Source organism: Paracoccus sp. KKT209 (genome assembly GCF_055635455.1).
This window is the reverse complement of sequence record NZ_CM145758.1, coordinates 756,565-773,264: the sequence shown is the minus strand read 5'-3', so window position 1 is coordinate 773,264 and position 16,700 is coordinate 756,565. Positions and strand designations below refer to the sequence as shown.

Below are 16,700 nucleotides of genomic sequence, written 5' to 3'. Positions count from 1 at the left end.
AGAAACTTCGCAAATCGACAGGACCCGGGTGCGATCCCGGGTGGCTCTTCCGGCCGCCGATCCGCCGGACAACAGCATCATCCCTTGCCTGCGCGACCATTCGCCGGAGAGGGGGCCGGCCCGCCAGCCAGGGCGCCGCCACAGGTACGCCGAAAACCCGCAAGGCCGTTGCTGAGACAGGATGACCCCATGACCGCTTTCGCCACACCACCTTCGCAGACTGCCCGCATTGCCGCATTCGACGGATTGCGTGGCGTGGCGGCGGTCATCGTCGTCGTGTTCCACTATCTGTGCATGCTGCACCCGTCCTGGGCCCCGATCTCCGGCGAGGTGAAGCTGCTGGCCCATACCCCCGTCAATATCCTGTGGAACGGCCGCCTCGCGGTCTCGGTCTTCTTCGTCCTGTCCGGCTTCGTCATGGCCGCCGCAGCCGAGCGTCGTCGCGACCTGCTGATCGTCAGCGCGGCCGCACGCTACCTGCGCCTTGCGCTGCCGGCCGCAGCCAGCTGCGTTCTGGCATGGCTGTGGCTGGTGGGCTTTCCCGACAGCGCGACGGAGTTGCAGGGAACGCTGGAAGAGCCTTCGCGCTGGCTGAACTACACCTACCAGCAGCCGATCCTGCCGGCCTGGTACGCGCTTGCGGATGGTGCCGTCGCCAATTTTCTGCGCGGCTACTCCCGCTTCAACAACGTCCTCTGGACGATGCAGATCGAGCTGTTCGGCTCTCTGGCGATCTTTCTGCTCTATGCGGCGACGCGCGGCACCGTGCGGCTTCTGGCCTTGGCGGCCTCGGGCCTGGCGGTTCTTCTGTTGTTCAACGACGCCTATCTGGGCTTCATCTTTGGCGCCACGCTCTACGAAGGCCACCGCCGCGGCCTGTTCCGCTCTGTTCCGGTGGTGGTCGCAGTTGCTGCCTTGGCGGCGGCGGTGGCACTGGGAGGACCGGGCGAGGGCGCCCATCTGCGGCTCAACCTGCCCGATGTTCCACCCCCCTGGGAGTTGGGCAGGGCGCGCGGCGTGGTAAGTGCGGTCGCGGCGACCCTGATGACCTTTGCCCTGCTGACGCTGCCGCCCCTTGCGCGCCTGCTGTCACGTCCACTGCCGGTCTTCCTGGGACGGGTCTCGTTCGGGCTCTACCTGGTCCATGTGCCGCCGCTCTATACAGTCGTGGCCTGGTCCTATCTTCAGGGGGTTCCCGAATATGTGCTGGCTCCGGTCTACGGCATCGGCGCTCTGGCCCTGGCCTGGATCTTCACGCTGCTGGTGGATGAGCCCTCGCTGCGCTGGCTGTCGGGATGGCGCAAGGGGGCGGGCCAGGCCTCCACTGCCCTGCCCTACGGCCCCCCGGCGCCGCGCCGGTCGTGATTGCAGCGTTGTGGAACCCGGCGGGCCGTCAGCATGCTGCTGGCCGTCCTGCTGATCCTGATCTCGCCCTTCGTGGCCCAGTCCTATGACGAACCGCAAGTCACGCCGCTGGTGGCGGCCATGAGCGTGCAACTGCTGGTGCAGGGGGCGACGGCCCAGCATTACGCGCTGGTGATGCACAAGATGCAGTTCAGCCGCATCGCGATCCGAGATGCGTGGCCGCGGTTCTGGGCTTGGCTGCGGCGATTGCCTGGACCTATGCATACCGGACTTGCTGGGCGCTGTTCATCGGGGGCATGACCACGATGGCGACGGCCTGCCTGGGTTACTTGCTCAACTCACGATTGCAGCCCGGCATGCCGCGTCTGGTCAGCGGCACCCACGACATGGTCACCTTCGGCGCGGCGTCGGCTGCTGCTCTTCCCGCTGCATCAGTTTGCCTACCCTTTGGGAAAGAAGATGGTTCCGGCCCTGCCTCGCATGACCGACGCGCCCGACCGCTATCCTTGGGCCTGTCTTCGCGTCGCCCCCTGATACTGGCTGCGCTGCCTGGTAGGGGGCCGTGGCGCTGGCCATGCGGCGTACGAGTGTTTGTGCACGCCCCTGCTATGGCTCTATGTCGTCACGTCCGGCCTCGCCAAGGCGCATCACATCCTGCGCGCCCTTCGTCCTGGAGGCGCATGGATCGGCCGTGACGCTTTGGGTGATCAAGATGCAACTGCCGGGCGGGCTCATCGCTGTTCTCAGTATTACCACAATCTTGAGCTACCTGATTGTTTTCCTGCATCGCCCTGACCTTCGCTTCGGGACGAGAAACCCTTGGGGAGGCGCGGGACCTGACCGCAAAGATGCTGTTCAGGAAAACAGCTGAAAGCAAAGCCTGACCATCGGCATGCGCCGTTCCACATGGAAGGACCACATGAATTACCGTTCCCTGGCAGACCTGAACGATAGCATCGTCAGCAACCTGTATCGCCTTCCCCGCGACATCGACGTGATGGTGGGCCTCCGGAGCCGGGGGCCTCTGGCAGCAAATCTGCTGAGCCTGGTGGCCACTATCCCGCTGACCGGCTTCGATTCCTTTCTGGACGGCAGGATCTGTACATCCGGCACGACCAAGCGCAGTGCGCGACTGGAACGGGGATTCGGCGACATGCGCCGTATCCTGATCCTGAATGACAGCATCAACAGCGGCGAGGCGCTGGTCCGCGCCTGTCTATCTGCCCGATGCACTGTCGCCCGCCGCGATGCGGCAGCAAATGCGCAACCTGCCCCACCGGCTCAGGGAAGGCAGCCGCGATACCGGCGAGCGCGGGAAGGGCATCGCCCGCGGCATGCTGGGCGAGAGCACCTACAAGACCCTCAAGAACCTGGTCCGGCCGCAACCGCGGAACTGACCTCGCGTGACACAAGAAGACTGAAACACAGCATCAGCGTTATTCTTACGACCTACAACCGGGCGGGCCTAATCGTGCGGCGCCGCGTCTATGACGAGGTGGGTCCCTTCGACGAGGAGTTGGTTAGGTCACAGGATTACGAGATGCTGCTGCGGATTGCCCGACGTTACCCTGGGCTGATGCTGCCCGAGGTGGTGTTTCTTCATCGCGAACACAGCGGCGTCCGCGGCACGGCTACGGTCAGCTTCTCGGCTTCCGAAAATGCCGACCGGTGGGCCAGGTTCAACCGCGATATCTTCACTCGCGTGCTGGACAGCCTTGCCGACCACGAACTTCTTGCACCCTCGGATCTGGCCGCGCTGCCCGAGGCGCAACGTCCCCGAGCCTGTCGGATCAAGCGCGGCTGCGTCCTCGCGCGGCAGCGAATGTGGACGGAGGCGGTCAAGGCATGGCGGCAGGCAGCCGCCATGGATGCGACACCCCTGTCCTGGCTGGAGCGCGACTTTCTGGCCCGCAGCCCGAATTCGGCGCTTGGCGCTCCCAAGCTTTTCGACAATCCGAAGTTCGGTCAGGTTTCGCCGAGCTGTCGCGGCAACCGTTGCCCGGGGCGCAGATCGCGGACGTCGTGCGCCGGGCGGCGCGCTGGCATATCCGGGCGGCGCTTCAGGCCCGCGACCTCCGCCGTGTGATGCAGGGCGTCCGGTTCATGCTGGGGCGCTGAAGCCGGCGCGCGGACAGCGAACCGCCGGGCGGGAGATCCCGCCCGGCGACCCGCGTCAGGTTCAGGCGTCCAGCTTGGACACCTTGGGCGCGGCCTTCGCGATCTCGATCCGGCGCGGCTTCAGCGCTTCGGGGATCTCGCGGACCAGGTCGATGTGCAGCATGCCGTCGGCGTGGCTGGCACCCTGCACGCGCACATGGTCGGCCAAGGTGAACTTGCGCTCGAAGGCACGGGTCGCGATGCCGCGATGCAGGTAGACGCGGCCTTCGTCCTCGTCGGCCTTGCGGGCCGAGACGATGACGGAACCGTCGCGCACCTCGACATTCAGATCGTCGGCAGCAAAGCCCGCAACGGCGATCGAGATGCGATAGGCGTCGTCGCCGGTCTTCTCGATGTTGTAGGGCGGATAGGTGGGCGCGGCGATGTCGGCGGACATGGCGCGGTCCATCACGTCGGCCAGGCGGTCAAAGCCGACCGAGGCGCGATAGAGCGGGGTCAGGTCAAAGTTACGCATGGATACATCCTCTCTCAAGCGATGTCATGGATGCCCCCCGTTTGGCCGGGCGGGCGGTCGACCGGCGCCGTCATGGCCGCCGGTCACCATGATCTAGGAGGGTCCGCAGGCGTTTCAAGACCCCGTCAGGCGGGTTCCAGCGCGGCCGGTTTCGGCCCGCCCGTGGCCCAGTCCAGCAGCTCGACCGTGTGGACGACTGGCACCGTGGTGCCACCGCCGATCTGCATCATGCAGCCGATGTTTCCCGCCGCGATCACCTGGGGGGCCACCGCCTCCAGCGTGGTGACCTTGCGCGCCTTCAGCTCGCACGACAGCTCGGGTTGCAGCAGGTTGTAGGTCCCGGCCGAACCGCAACAAAGATGCGGGTCCGCAGGCTCGACCACCTGGAACCCGGCCCCCGTCAGCAGGTCCTTGGGCGCCGACCGGATCTGCTGGCCATGCTGCAGGGAACAGGCCGAATGATAGGCCACGCGCATCCCCTGCCCTTCCGGACGGCTGCGATCGGGCAGGCCCAGGGCCACCAGGAACTCGGTCACGTCGCGGGTCAGCCCCGCCACCCGCCGCGCATCCGCCTCCAACGGGTCGCCCTTGAACAGGTGGCCGTAATCCTTGACCGTCGTCCCGCAGCCCGAGGTGTTGATGATCACTGCATCCAGCGGCCCCTCCGCCTCGGCCGCCAGCAGCCGGGCGATGCTGTCGCGGGCGCGCGCCTTGCCGTCGGCCTCCTGGCCCATGTGGAGCGTCAGCGCCCCGCAGCAGCCGAAGTCCGGCGGGATGACCACATCGCAGCCCGCGCGGCGCAGCAGGCGGATGGTCGCGTCGTTGATGTCGGTGTTCAGCGCCCGCTGCGCACAGCCGATCATCAGCACCACCCGCGCCCGGCGCGTGCCGATCGCGGGAAAGGTCTGGCCCTCGTCGTTGCGGCTGATCGGCGGGATCGATTTCGGCGCCATGCCGACCATGGCCCGCAGCCGCCGGTCGGGCAGCAGCCGGGCAAAGGGCCGCGCCACCCTGGCCCCCAGCAGCGCCAGCCGAAAGCGGCGCGGATGCGGCAGCACGGTCTTCAGCACCCAGCGCAGCGCGCGGTCGCCGAAGGGGCGGCGATAGGTTTCCTCGATATGCTCGCGGGCATGTTCCAGCAGATGCGCGTAATGGACGCCCGACGGGCAGGTCGTCATGCAGGACAGGCAGCCCAGGCAGCGGTCGATATGCTTGACCGTCTTCGCATCCGCCGGACGTCCGGATTCCAGCATGTCCTTGATCAGGTAGATCCGGCCGCGGGGACTGTCCAGCTCATCGCCCAACACCTGATAGGTCGGGCAGGTCGCCGTGCAGAAGCCGCAATGGACGCAGGTCCGCAGGATCTTGTTCGAACGCGCCATGAGCGGATCGTCCAGCTGCGCCGGGGTGAAATGGGTCTGCATCAATCCTGTCCCTGAAAAACGCCGCGCGGGTCAAAGCGTTCGTGCAGGCCGCGTTCCAGCCGGGCCGTTACCGGGTCGCGCCCCGGCAGCAGGCCGGGCGCCGCGCCCCGGATGCGGCGGGCATGGCCCGAAAAGCGCGGCAGGTCGGGCTGGTACCCGGGGTCCAGCCGCACATGGATCAGCGCCCCGCCCCAGTCCAGCGACAGCGGTTCGGGAAGCCGGGCCAGAAGGGTCGGCGCCTCGCTTGGCCGGCAGGTGATGCGCCAGATGTCACCGTCCGTCTCCTCCACCCCCGCGTGAAGGTGGCTCCAGATCTCGCTGTCGCCCTGCTGCACCGCGCCAAACCCGGCCAGGCGACCCGACAGGTCCGCCCCCCGCGAGGCGACCGAGGCCGCCAGCCCCTCCAGCCGGATCAGCGCGCCCCGGCCCGGCAGCCATGCCGCCCCCGACACGTCGAAAGGGCCGCCCAGGGCCTGCGACAGTGCGGGGACGGCCGCCCCCGCATCCAGGTCGGGCAGCTGCAGGGTCAGCGTCACCGGCGGCACCGGCGCGGTGCGAAAGCTCAACTCGGTCAGCGCGCCCAGGCGCCCCCGGCTGCCGGCCATCAGCTTGACGAGGTCATAGCCGGTCACGTTCTTCATGACGCGGCCGCCGTTGCGGGCGACCGTGCCTTCGCCGTCGACAAAGCGCACCCCGATCAGCGCATCCCGCGCCGCCCCCGCCTGCACCCGGCGCGGCCCCGAGGCATTGGCGGCAGCGACCCCGCCGATGGTCGATCCCGGCGCGCCGATCGGCTCGAATCCCAGCATCTGCCCCTCGGCGGCCAGCGTCTGGCGCACAGTGTCCAGCGGCGTCCCGGCCCGGACCACCAGGGTCAGCGCCTCCGGTTCGTAGAGCGTGACGCCGGTCAGGGCCGACAGGTCCAGCCGCCTGCCCTGTCCCTCGCCCGGCCACAGGCGGGTGGCGCCGCCGACGATGGACAGGGGCTCGGCCGCGTTCCGGATCAGGTCGGCCAGTTCCGTTTCCGTTTCAGGCCGCATCGGCGGGCCGGTTCAGGCGGCGATCGCGCCGGGGGGCCGACACCTCCAGCGGAAAGACCTTGGCCGCGTTCAGCAGCCAATGCGGATCGAAGACATCCTTGACGCGCATCTGCGCCTCCAGATCGGGGGGATCGAACTGCACCGACATCAGGTCGCGTTTTTCGATGCCCACGCCATGTTCGCCGGTCAGGCATCCGCCAACCTCGACGCAGAGGCGCAGGATGTCGGCACCCAGAGCCTCGGCCCGGTCCAGGTCGCCCGCGGTATTCGCGTCATAGATGATCAGCGGATGCATGTTGCCGTCGCCGGCGTGAAAGACATTGGCCACCGCCAGCCCGTATTGCCGCGACAGATCGCCGATCCCCGCAAGGACCGAGGGCAACGAGGTCACCGGGATGGTCCCGTCGAGGCAGATATAGTCGCCCATCTGCCCCATCGCGCCAAAGGCCGACTTGCGGCCCAGCCAGATGCGGCGGGATTCGTCCTCGGACCGGCTTTCGCGGAACTCGACGGGATCAAAGCGCAGGGCGATGTCGCGGATCAGCGACAGCTGCTCGTCGATCTCGGGGGGCGTGCCCTCGACCTCGATGATCAGCAGCGCCTCGCAGTCGGGATAGCCGGGCTGGGCATAGGCCTCGGTGGCGCGGATGCAGGGGCTGTCCATGAACTCGATTGCCACCGGGATGATCCCCGCGCGGATGATCGCCGCGACGCAGGCGCCTGCCGTCTCGCTGCTGTCAAAGCCGACCAGCACCGGGCGCGCGCCCGCAGGGCGCGGCAGGATGCGCAGGGTCGCCTCGGTCACGATGCCCAGCTGTCCCTCGGACCCGCAGACGACGCCCAGCAGGTCCAGTCCGGGCCCCTCGCCCGTCGGGCCGCCCAGTTCCACCACGCTGCCGTCCATCAGGACCAGCGTGACCCCCAGCAGGTTGTTGGTGGTAACCCCGTATTTCAGGCAATGCGCCCCGCCGGAATTCATCGCGATATTGCCGCCGATCGCGCAGGCCAGCTGGCTGGAAGGATCGGGCGCATAGAAGAACCCCAGGCTTTCGACCGCGCCCGAGACCGACAGGTTGGTGCGGCCGGCCTGCACGCGGATCATGCGATCCCCGGGCGCGATCTCCAGCACCTCGGTCATGCGCGACAGGCCGATCACGACCGCGTCCTGGCTGGGCATCGATCCTCCGGCCAGGCTGGTCCCCGCCCCGCGGGGCACGACCGGAACCCTCAGGTCGTGGCACAGGCGCAGCAGGCGCGACACTTCCTCGGTGCTGCGGGGCAGCACCACGGCCAGCGGCGGGCAGCGATAGGCCGACAGTGCATCGCATTCATAGGCGCGGGTTTCCGCGGGATCGTCGATGACGGCGCCTGGCAGCGCGGACTGCAGGGCGGCGAGGATGGCCTGGCGGCGCGACAGGACGGACGCGTCGGGCGGGGGCATCTGCATCATGGCCGGTTCTCCTCCCTGCCGTGAGCGCCAAGGATACGAAGACCTGCAGGGGCTTTCAAGCGTGCCGCGCCGGGCCTAGTGTCGCGGCATGACGCCATTCGACCTGTCCGACAATCTTTTTGCCGTGCTGCCCGACCTGGTGGCGCTGATCCTGATGTTCGCAGCCTGGCTGGGCATCGGCTGGTTTACCGAACGTCCGCCGGCGGGGCGACCTTCGGTTTCCGTGCTGATGACGCGCTTTCGCCGCGAATGGATGCGCCAGATGGTGCTGCGCGACCCGCGCATCTTCGACGGCAACATCCTGTCCAGCCTGCGTGAGGGGACGGCCTTCTTCGCCTCGGCCTGCATGATCGCGACGGGGGGCCTGCTGGCGCTGATCGGCAACGGAGAGCGGCTGCGCGGCATCGTCGCCGGGCTGGAGCTGAACCCGTCGGAGCAGAGCGCATGGGAGTTGCGCCTGCTGGTGACGATGTTCTTCGTCGTCAACGCGTTCCTGAAATTCGTATGGGCGCACCGGCTGTTCGGCTATTGCGCGGTGATGATGGCCTCGGTCCCCAACGACCCGCGCGATCCGGCGGCACTGCCGCGCGCCATGCAGGCGGCCGACCTGAACATCACCGCCGCCCGCAGCTTCAATGCCGGGCTGCGCAGCGTCTATTTCGCGCTCGGCTCGCTTGGCTGGCTGGGCGGTCCCTGGGTGCTGATGGCCGGGACGCTGATCGTGCTGTGGGTCACTTGGAGGCGAGAGTTCAACTCGACCTCGCGCCGGGTCATCCTGCGGTCGCTGCCGCCCCCTGCGCTGCCCGCAGCCGTGCCTTCCGGTCCCGGCGGATCGACAGGGTCAGCACCACCGCCCCCGCAGCCGTAAGCGCGACGCCCACCACGCCCGGCGCGCGCCAGCCCCATCCCGCCGCCAGCGCCAGCCCCGCCAGGAAGGGCCCCAGCGCATTGGCCGCGTTGAAGGCCGCGTGGTTCATCGCGGCGGCCATGTTCTGCGCCGGGCCTGCCACGTCCATCAGCCGGGTCTGCAGCGGGATGACCAGCCCCGCACCCGCCGCGATCAGAAAGGACGACAGCACCATCAGCGGCCAGCTGCCCACGACCAGCGCGGCAAAGCCCTGGGTCGCGGCCATGGCGAACAGCGACAGATAGGCGGCGCGGTCGATGCCCATCAACTCGGTCAAACGGCCGGCGCCCCAGGTGCCAAGCGTGCCGCCCACGCCAAAGACCGCCAGCGTCAGCGGCACGGCATAGGCCGGGGCCTGTGTGGTGGCCAGGATCGCGGCCGTGAGGAAGGCATAGACTGCGAAAAGGCCGCCAAAGCCGATCGCGCCGACCGCCAGCACCCACAGCACGCGCGGGTTCTTCAGCGCCTGCAACTCGTCCCAGGGCCGGGCGTCGCGGTTGCCGCCGACGCGGGGCGCGACCCGCAGGATCGCCCAAGCCGAGATCAGCGCCAGCACCCCCGGCAGCGCGAATCCCCATCGCCAGCCAATGCTCTGCCCCATCCAGCCGGCCAGGGGCACGCCCACGATATTGGCGACGGTCAGCCCCAGCAGAACCCGGGCCGCGCCCCGCGCCCGCTGGCCCGCCGGCAGCGCGTCGGCGGCATAGAGCATCGCCACCCCCAGGAACCCGCCATGCGGCAGCCCGGCCAGAAAGCGCATGCCGGTCAGCGTGGCCAGGCCCGGCATGACGGCGGCGACCAGGTTCACGATGCCGTAGAACGCCATCAGGGCCGCCAGATAGCGCCGCCGCGGCAGCCGCGCCCCCATGATCGAGGTCAGCGGCGCACCCACGACCACGCCAAGCGCATAGGCGCTGATGACATGCCCGGCCTGGGGCTCGGTCAGCATCAGGTCGGCCGCGAAATAGGGCAAAAGGCCCATTGCGGCGAATTCGGAGGTGCCGATCGCAAAGGCGCCAAGGGCAAGCGCAAGGATCGCGGCCCTGAAATCTCGGGTCTGGGTCATCAACATGCCTGCGCTGAAGGATCAGCCCCCCTCACATCAGCTTGCGCCCGGCTTGGCAAGCATCGGGAGCGAAAGGCAGGGTTGCATGACGTGCAAACCGGCTAGATCAACCCGCGCTTGAGGGCGATCCACAGCGCCACCCCTGCCAGCACCAGCAACCCAAGCGCCAGCGCAGCACCGATACCGATCGCCCGCCCCTGCCACCGCGACAGCGCCCCCAAGGGACGCAGATGCGCCACCAGCGCGGCATGATCGCGACTCAGGCGCCGCAGGGGCAGCTGCCGCGCGACCTTGGGCTGGGCGGACAGGCGCCCCGCCTCGGCCAGGCGGGAGGCGCCGGCGCGCAGGCGCAGGGGCAGCGCGGCGCCCCGCCGCTCCAGCATCTGGTGCAGGGGCGGACGTTCACCACGCGGGGCGCCGCCAAAGCGCGCGGCCATCAGCTCGGCCACCTCATCGGCCATGCGGGGGATGTCTTCGAAGCTGCGGGCCTTGCGGGTCATGGCGGCAGGATAGGGGGGATGGCTCCTCTGCGCCAGTCGCCGTAAGCTGGCGGCATGAAGCTGAATCACACGATCATCGGGCCCAATGAGGGCCTGCCCATCCTTCTGGTCCACGGCCTCTACGGCCAGGGCCGCAACCTGGGCGCACAGGCCCGGCGGTTGGCCGAGACCCGGCCGGTCGCGACGGTCGACCTGCGCAACCACGGCGACAGCCCGCATGATGCGGATGTGGGCTATCCGGCCCTGGCCGCCGACCTGGAGGAGGCGATCCGCGACCTGGGCGGGCGGGTCGATCTGGTCGGCCATTCGATGGGCGGCAAGGCCGCGATGGCGCTGGCGCTGACGCATCCGGATCTGGTGCGCCGGCTGGTGGTGATGGACATCGCGCCCCTAGCCTATGACCATGACCAGACCCGCTATGTCGAGGCGATGCAGGCGCTGGACCTGCAGGCGGTATCCCGGCGCAGCCAAGCTGACCGGCAGATGGCCGCGCAGGTGGATGATCCGCGCATCCGCGCTTTCCTGCTGCAGAACCTGGATTTGAAGGCCGAACCGCCGGCCTGGAAGCTGAACCTGCCCGCGTTGCGCGCCGGAATGCCGCAGATCGTCGGCTGGCCCGACGGCATGCCCGCCGAGACGTTCAAGGGCAAGGTGCTGGCCCTGCGCGGCGAGACGTCGGACTATGTCGATGCAAAGGGCGAACGCGCCCTGCGCCAGTATTTCCCGCAGGTCAAGGTGGTGACCCTGAAGGGCACCGGCCACTGGCTGCATGCCGAGGAGCCCGAGGCCGTGGCCGAGACCTTGGCCGCCTTCCTGGGCGATGGCCAGGGTGATTAACCAGGCTGCGACTAGCCCGGCTGCGGCGGGTCCGGGCAGCGCAGGTCGGCCCGCGCGACGGCGGACCCAGGCCCGCCCTCCAGGGTCAGGCTGTCGGGAATGACGGTGCAGCCGGTGGCCTGGCCGATGGCCCGCAGCATCTGGCTGGGCACCCGCGCCCGTTCGGCGCGCCTGGCATAGCTGAGGCGGATCACCTGGACCTCGGTTCCGGCATGAAAGACGGCAAACCTCATGCCGTCCACGGTCGCGTCGCGGCGCAGGGCGCCCAGCATGTCGCGCGAGGGAGAGGCGCAGCCCATCAGCAGCGCCACGACGAGGAAGGAAAAGGTCATGCGTCCCATGACCTCATCCTGCACCCGAAGTCCTGAAGAAAGGCTTAATCGGCCTGCTGCTCTTCCAGGCGGTCGGCCAGCGATTCGGCCCGCGCGGCCAGTTCGGCCATCGCCTCCTTGAGGTCGGCGGGGACGACCGGCACCTCGACGCGCGGCGGGTTCTGCTGCAGCCGGGTGACATGGCGTTCGGCGCGCTCGGCGCGTTCCTCCAGCGTGGCAAAGCGGTCGGCCAGCATCAGCCCCGCCAGCAGCAGCAGCCGCGGTTCGGGGACCCGGCCCGCCTGTTCCAGGATCTGCCGCGCCTCGCCGTCCAGGATCTGGGCGGCGCGCTGCAGCAGACGCTCCTCGCCATCCTGGGCGCCGACGCGGTATTCCTTGTGCCCGATGGTGAATTCGACCTCGGCCATCTCAGATCCCTCCGCTGCGTGTCTGCTGTTCGCCGTCCTCGCCCTCGGGCAGGCCGCCGGCGTCGCCGCCGATCTCGGCGGGAACCTCGGCCGGCTCGGCTGCCGGTTGTTCGGCCAGCGGCGCATCCTCCGCCAAAAGCCGTTCCAGCTCGGCCATGATCTCGCTCATCTGTGCCATCTCGGCGGCGCGGGCGGCACGCAAGGCCTGGATCTCGGCCTCCAGCGCGTCGCGCACCTCGTCCACGCCGATGCCGCCGGTGTCCTGCGCCTCGATCAGGCTGCGGTTCGCCGCCACCAGATCCTCATTCGCGGCCGCCAGGCGGGCGGCCTGTTCCGAAGCCGCCTCGATCCGCGCCTGCAGATCGGCCAAATCCGCACCCTGATCGGGCTGGGCCGTGCCCTGGCGCGCCATCTCCAGCTCTCGGTTCAGGCGGTCATTCTGCGCCTCTGCCTCCTGCAGCTGCAGGGTCAGCGCCTCGATCTGCCGCGGGTCGGCGGCGGCCGGGCGCGGGGCGGCGTCCAGCAGCTGGCCCAGGCGGTCCAGCGCGGCGCTGAGCCGGCGTTCGCTGGCGTTGATATCGCTCATCGGCGTCGGTCCTCCGGTGACATTTCCCCGGTTCTCGCATCGCAGCACCCATAAGACAAGAACGGGCGGGACAACCCGCCCGCCCGGTCGTCGGAGGTGATGCCGTCAGGCAAGTTCCCGCCGCTCGTTGATCAACCCCTTGACCAGCGCATAGCAGGCGCCCAGCAGCACGATCGTGAAGGGGAAGCCGGTCGAGACCGCCATCGCCTGCAGCGCCGCAAGACCTCCGCCCAGCAGCAGCGCGATGGCCACCAGGCCTTCGACGCTGACCCAGAAGATCCGCTGCGGCACGGGCGCGTTCACCTTGCCGCCCGCCGCGATCGTGTCGATGACCAGCGAGCCCGAGTCCGACGAGGTGACGAAGAACACGATCACCAGGATGATGCCCACCAGGCTGGTGATCTCGGTCAGCGGCAACTGGCCCAGCATCTCGAACAGCTTCAGCTCCAGCGGCGCGTCGGTGATCCCGGCAAACCCGCCCAGGGTCAGGTCGATGGCCGTGCCGCCCAGCGCCGTCATCCACAGGATCGAGATCAGCGACGGCACGATCAGCACCGCGATCAGGAACTGGCGCACCGTGCGGCCGCGGGACACCCGGGCGATGAACATGCCCACGAAGGGTGACCAGCTGATCCACCAGGCCCAGTAGAAGGCCGTCCAGCCCTGCCGGAAGTTGTCGTCGGTCCGCCCGAAGGGGTTCGACAGCGGGATCAGGTCGGTGGCATATGCGCCCAGGTTGGCGAAGAAGCCCGTCAGGATCACCCAGGTCGGGCCGACCGTGATCACGAAGGCCAGCAGGATCACGGCCAGGATCATGTTCAGCTCGGACAGGCGCTTGACGCCCTTTTCCACGCCCAGGACCACCGAGGCGCCGGCCACGATGGTGATCAGGATGATCAGGATCACCTTGGTCATGCTGCTGTTCTCGAAGCCGAACAGATAGGCGAGGCCCGCCGTCGCCTGCTCGGCCCCGAGGCCAAGCGAGGTGGCCAGGCCGAAGGTCGTGGCCAGAACCGCCAGGATGTCGATGACATGCCCCGGCCAGCCCCAGATCCGCTCTCCGAAGATCGGATAGAAGACCGAGCGAAGCGTCAGCGGCAGCCCCTTGTTGAAGGCGAACAGGCCAAGCGCCAGCGCCACAACGGCATAGATCGCCCAAGGGTGCAGGCCCCAGTGAAAGATCGTCGCCGCCATGCCCAGACGGCGCGCGGCCTCGGGGTCGCCCGCGGCGGCGCCAAGCGGCGCCCAGTCCGTGCGGATCCCGTCCTGGATCACCTCGCCGCCCAGCGCGGCCTCGAAATGGCCCAAGGGCTCGCTGACGCCATAGAACATCAGGCCGATGCCCATGCCTGCCGCAAACAGCATCGCAAACCAGCCCGTCAGGCTGAAGTCAGGGCTGGCCTCGGGACCGCCCAGGCGGACCGATCCAAGCGGCGATACGATCAGCGCCAGGCACAGCAGCACGAAGATGTTGCCGGCCATCATGAAGAACCAGTCGAGGTTGCCGGTCAGCGCGTCGCGCAGCCCCGCAAAGACCGGTTCGACCTGGGTCGGAAACAGCAGCGTCACCACGGTGAAGCCCACGACGGCCAGGGCCGAGACGCCAAAGACCGGGTTGTGCACGTCGAAGGCGAAAGGCGCGCTCCCCTCGATGTTGTCCTGGCCGATCGTGTAGTCGGTCTCGATGATCTCGGTGGCGCCCTCGGGCACGGGAAGGGGCTCGACCCCGTTTTCGTCGGACGCCGGAGGCGGCGGCGGCGGCGGTGCCGGCTTCTTTTCCTTGCGCGGCGGGAAACGGCCGCTCAGCGCATCTTGTTCGCGCAAAAGATCGCGCGGTGAGGGGGCACCCGGCTTGCCCGGGCCTTTCGGAGGCGTCTGTGACATCTGTCCCTTTCAGCTCTGATCTCTCGCGGGGGCCGGATCCCGGGACCCCGCACCTGTCCGCAATGCGCGGCAGGTTTTCACATTATGTTCAAAATGACCACCTTCAGGCGACCTATCTGGCCCAAAGCCGACCATTGTGCCGCAGGGTTGTCCCTTGACTTTCGCCATGATGCAGATGCAGCATCCGCGCGTTTTGCCAGGCACATGGGGCCCAGATGGGACGAGTCAGTCGCAGTTTCGTGGTCATCGGGCTGGGCGCCTTCGGCAGCGTGGTGGCGACCGAGCTGGCGCGCTTTGGCAATCAGGTGCTGGGGGTCGACAAGGACCCACGCCGTGTTTCGGCCCTGGCCGAGCAGTTGCCTTCGGTGGTGATCCTTGACGCATCCGACGAAGGTGCGCTGCGCGAGGCGGGCGTGGACCGCTATGACGTGGGCCTGGTCTCTATCGGCAACGACCTGGAAAGCAACGTGATCGCTGCCATGAATTTGCGGCTGATCGGGGTCGAGACGATCTGGGCCAAGGCCGAAAGCCGCACGCATCACCGCATCCTGTCCAAGATCGGCGCCGACCGGGTGATCATGCCGGGGCTGGAGATGGGCCGCCATGCGGCGCAGATGCTGAACAACCCCGCCGTGCAGGACTATGTCAGCCTGGGGAACGGCTATTCGGTCGTGAACCTGATGATCCCGCAGCGCCTGTCAGGGCGCCATCTGTCGCAGCTGCGGATCGATCCCGCCGTCGAGGTGCTGGGAATGATGCGCGGCACCGAATACCGCAGCACCCGCGACGACGACCCGGTCCTGCAGACCAACGACCGCCTCCTGCTGCTGGGCAAGCGGGTGGACCTGACCCGGTTCGGCGACCAGCTTTGAGGCGTGCCTCGCGCCGCCGGGCCAGCCTGTCCCGGCGCGCCCTGATGCAATGGTTGTCGCGCACCCCGCCGCCGGCGGTCCTGGCGACGGGGTATCTGGCGCTGGTCGTGCTGGGGGCGCTGCTGCTGATGCTGCCGCCGATGGCCCGCACGCCCGTCAGGCTGGTCGATGCGCTGTTCACGTCAACCTCGGCGGTGACGGTGACCGGGCTTGGGGTGATCGACACCGAACATGTGCTGACCTTCTGGGGCCAACTGGTGGTGGCGGTGCTGATCCAGCTGGGCGGCCTGGGCCTGATGACTTTCGCGGTCCTGGTCTGGTCGGCGCTTGGGCGGCCCCTGGGGATCACCCAGGGCGTCTACCTGCGCGAGGACCTGAACCAGACCTCCTATGTGCAGCTGACACGCCTGGTGCGGACCATCTTCCGGGTCGTCATCATCGCCGAACTGGCGGGGGCGATGCTGCTGTGCCTGTCCTTCATGCCTGCGCATGGTCTGGCAGCCGGGCTGTGGCACGCGATCTTTCATTCCATCTCGGCCTTCAACAACGCGGGCTTCTCGACCTTTTCGCCAGGCCTGACGATCTATGCGACCGATCCGATCGTGAACACGGTCATCCCCGCGCTCTTCATCACCGGGGGGATCGGCTATGTGGTCGTCTCGGACATCTACCGCCGCCCCTTCTGGCGCGGCTGGAGCCTGCACACGCGGCTGATGATCATCGGAACGGCGGTGCTGATCCTGCTGGGCGTCGGGATCACCGCCGTGCTGGAGTGGAACAATCCGCGCACCCTGGGCCAGTTCGACAGCACCACGGCGCGCCTGGCGGTGGCCTGGTTCCAGGGCGTCACGACGCGGACGGCCGGGTTCAACACAACCGACATCTCGGGGCTGCACGATTCGACATCGCTGTTCTACATGGCGCTGATGATCATCGGGGGCGGCCCGACCTCGACCGCCGGCGGGCTGAAGGTGACCACGGTCGTCGTCATGGTGCTGGCCACCATCGCCTTTCTGCGCCGCCGGACCGACATCTGGGCCTTTGGCCGGTCGATCCCGCTTGGCGACGTGCTGAAGGCGATGGCGCTGATCTCGATCGCCTCGGCCGTGATCTTCACGGCCGTCTTCGTGATGCTGATCAGCCACGACGGCGAATTCATCGACATTGCGTTCGAGGTCGCTTCGGCCTTCGGGACCACGGGCCTGTCGCGCGGCTACACGACCGAGCTGACGGATTTCGGCCGCATCGTCATCATGGTGGTGATGTTCCTGGGTCGGGTCGGGCCGCTGACCCTGGGCTTCTTCCTGGCCACGCGGATGGTGCCGCGGGTGCGCTATCCGGCCGGTCAGGTCCATCTTGGCTGATCCTGCCGTCCGCCCTATAAGGCGCGCAGACAGG

18 protein-coding genes and 1 other annotated feature are annotated in these 16,700 nt (G+C 68.3%); of the genes, 8 read left to right on the top strand and 10 right to left on the bottom strand.

Going from position 1 to position 16,700, the window contains the following annotated elements:
- Positions 1-17: 17 nt before the first annotated feature.
- Positions 18-74 (top strand) — a sequence feature (sul1 is cis-regulatory element that is thought to sense ions involved in sulfur or methionine metabolism; They are found in Alphaproteobacteria).
- Positions 75-189: 115 nt separating this feature from the next.
- The 4 genes from ACZ2G3_RS03890 (at position 190) to ACZ2G3_RS03875 (ending at position 3,451) form a co-directional block, all read left to right on the top strand.
- Positions 190-1,365: an acyltransferase family protein gene (locus ACZ2G3_RS03890; protein ID WP_470397776.1), complete on the top strand. Its 1,176-nt coding sequence runs from the start codon at positions 190-192 to the stop codon at positions 1,363-1,365.
- Between the two features lie 33 nt (positions 1,366-1,398).
- Complete coding sequence (locus ACZ2G3_RS03885; RefSeq protein ID WP_470397775.1) at positions 1,399-1,665, top strand: oligosaccharide flippase family protein; 267 nt, start codon at positions 1,399-1,401, stop codon at positions 1,663-1,665.
- Positions 1,666-2,056: 391 nt separating this feature from the next.
- Positions 2,057-2,236, top strand: a complete 180-nt coding sequence (locus ACZ2G3_RS03880; RefSeq protein ID WP_470397773.1) for a hypothetical protein — start codon at positions 2,057-2,059, stop codon at positions 2,234-2,236.
- A gap of 48 nt (positions 2,237-2,284) precedes the next feature.
- Positions 2,285-3,451 (top strand): glycosyltransferase family 2 protein, encoded by a 1,167-nt coding sequence (locus ACZ2G3_RS03875; RefSeq protein ID WP_470397771.1) that lies wholly within the window; start codon positions 2,285-2,287, stop codon positions 3,449-3,451.
- Positions 3,452-3,544: 93 nt separating this feature from the next.
- On the opposite strand, the gene ACZ2G3_RS03870 is transcribed toward ACZ2G3_RS03875, so the two are convergent.
- From ACZ2G3_RS03870 to ACZ2G3_RS03855, 4 genes are all read right to left on the bottom strand, one after another.
- Complete coding sequence (locus ACZ2G3_RS03870) at positions 3,545-3,997, bottom strand: Hsp20 family protein (RefSeq protein ID WP_419268982.1); 453 nt, start codon at positions 3,995-3,997, stop codon at positions 3,545-3,547.
- 125 nt (positions 3,998-4,122) lie between these two features.
- Positions 4,123-5,421 (bottom strand): glycolate oxidase subunit GlcF, encoded by a 1,299-nt coding sequence (gene glcF / locus ACZ2G3_RS03865; protein WP_470397769.1) that lies wholly within the window; start codon positions 5,419-5,421, stop codon positions 4,123-4,125.
- A complete protein-coding gene (locus ACZ2G3_RS03860; protein ID WP_470397768.1) occupies positions 5,421-6,461 on the bottom strand; it encodes an FAD-binding protein in 1,041 nt (346 codons plus the stop codon). The genes glcF and ACZ2G3_RS03860 overlap by 1 nt, the downstream gene beginning before the upstream one ends.
- Positions 6,451-7,908, bottom strand: a complete 1,458-nt coding sequence (locus ACZ2G3_RS03855) for an FAD-linked oxidase C-terminal domain-containing protein (RefSeq protein ID WP_470399041.1) — start codon at positions 7,906-7,908, stop codon at positions 6,451-6,453. Before ACZ2G3_RS03855 ends, ACZ2G3_RS03860 begins: the two co-directional genes overlap by 11 nt.
- A gap of 91 nt (positions 7,909-7,999) precedes the next feature.
- Between ACZ2G3_RS03855 and ACZ2G3_RS03850 the strand changes: the two genes are divergently transcribed.
- Entirely contained in the window at positions 8,000-8,779 is a 780-nt protein-coding gene (locus ACZ2G3_RS03850; RefSeq protein WP_470397766.1) for a DUF599 domain-containing protein, read from the top strand.
- Here the strand turns inward: ACZ2G3_RS03850 and ACZ2G3_RS03845 are convergent.
- On the bottom strand, positions 8,682-9,884 hold the full coding sequence (locus ACZ2G3_RS03845) for an MFS transporter (protein WP_470397765.1): 1,203 nt from the start codon (positions 9,882-9,884) through the stop codon (positions 8,682-8,684). The two genes, ACZ2G3_RS03850 and ACZ2G3_RS03845, sit on opposite strands and share 98 nt — an antisense overlap.
- A gap of 101 nt (positions 9,885-9,985) precedes the next feature.
- Complete coding sequence (locus ACZ2G3_RS03840; protein WP_470397763.1) at positions 9,986-10,384, bottom strand: hypothetical protein; 399 nt, start codon at positions 10,382-10,384, stop codon at positions 9,986-9,988.
- 54 nt (positions 10,385-10,438) lie between these two features.
- On the opposite strand from ACZ2G3_RS03840, the gene ACZ2G3_RS03835 reads away from it, so the two are divergent.
- Entirely contained in the window at positions 10,439-11,221 is a 783-nt protein-coding gene (locus ACZ2G3_RS03835; protein WP_470397762.1) for an alpha/beta fold hydrolase, read from the top strand.
- A gap of 11 nt (positions 11,222-11,232) precedes the next feature.
- Here the strand turns inward: ACZ2G3_RS03835 and ACZ2G3_RS03830 are convergent, their stop codons facing one another.
- The 4 genes from ACZ2G3_RS03830 to ACZ2G3_RS03815 all read right to left on the bottom strand — a co-directional run bounded on the left by ACZ2G3_RS03830 (position 11,233) and on the right by ACZ2G3_RS03815 (position 14,430).
- Positions 11,233-11,562, bottom strand: coding sequence for a hypothetical protein (locus tag ACZ2G3_RS03830; protein WP_470397761.1), 330 nt, complete (start codon positions 11,560-11,562; stop codon positions 11,233-11,235).
- Between the two features lie 35 nt (positions 11,563-11,597).
- Positions 11,598-11,960, bottom strand: a complete 363-nt coding sequence (gene zapA / locus ACZ2G3_RS03825; protein ID WP_419268990.1) for a cell division protein ZapA — start codon at positions 11,958-11,960, stop codon at positions 11,598-11,600.
- Position 11,961: 1 nt separating this feature from the next.
- Positions 11,962-12,546: a hypothetical protein gene (locus tag ACZ2G3_RS03820; protein ID WP_470397760.1), complete on the bottom strand. Its 585-nt coding sequence runs from the start codon at positions 12,544-12,546 to the stop codon at positions 11,962-11,964.
- A gap of 105 nt (positions 12,547-12,651) precedes the next feature.
- A complete protein-coding gene (locus ACZ2G3_RS03815) occupies positions 12,652-14,430 on the bottom strand; it encodes a BCCT family transporter (protein ID WP_419268992.1) in 1,779 nt (592 codons plus the stop codon).
- A gap of 215 nt (positions 14,431-14,645) precedes the next feature.
- Here ACZ2G3_RS03815 and ACZ2G3_RS03810 point away from each other — a divergent pair, with 215 nt between their 5' ends.
- Positions 14,646-15,302 (top strand): potassium channel family protein, encoded by a 657-nt coding sequence (locus tag ACZ2G3_RS03810; protein WP_419268993.1) that lies wholly within the window; start codon positions 14,646-14,648, stop codon positions 15,300-15,302.
- A 44-nt stretch (positions 15,303-15,346) separates the two neighbouring features.
- Positions 15,347-16,666 carry a TrkH family potassium uptake protein gene (locus ACZ2G3_RS03805; RefSeq protein WP_470397759.1) on the top strand — a complete coding sequence of 440 codons (1,320 nt, stop codon included), beginning with the start codon at positions 15,347-15,349 and terminating at the stop codon, positions 16,664-16,666.
- The last annotated feature ends 34 nt before the right edge of the window (positions 16,667-16,700 follow it).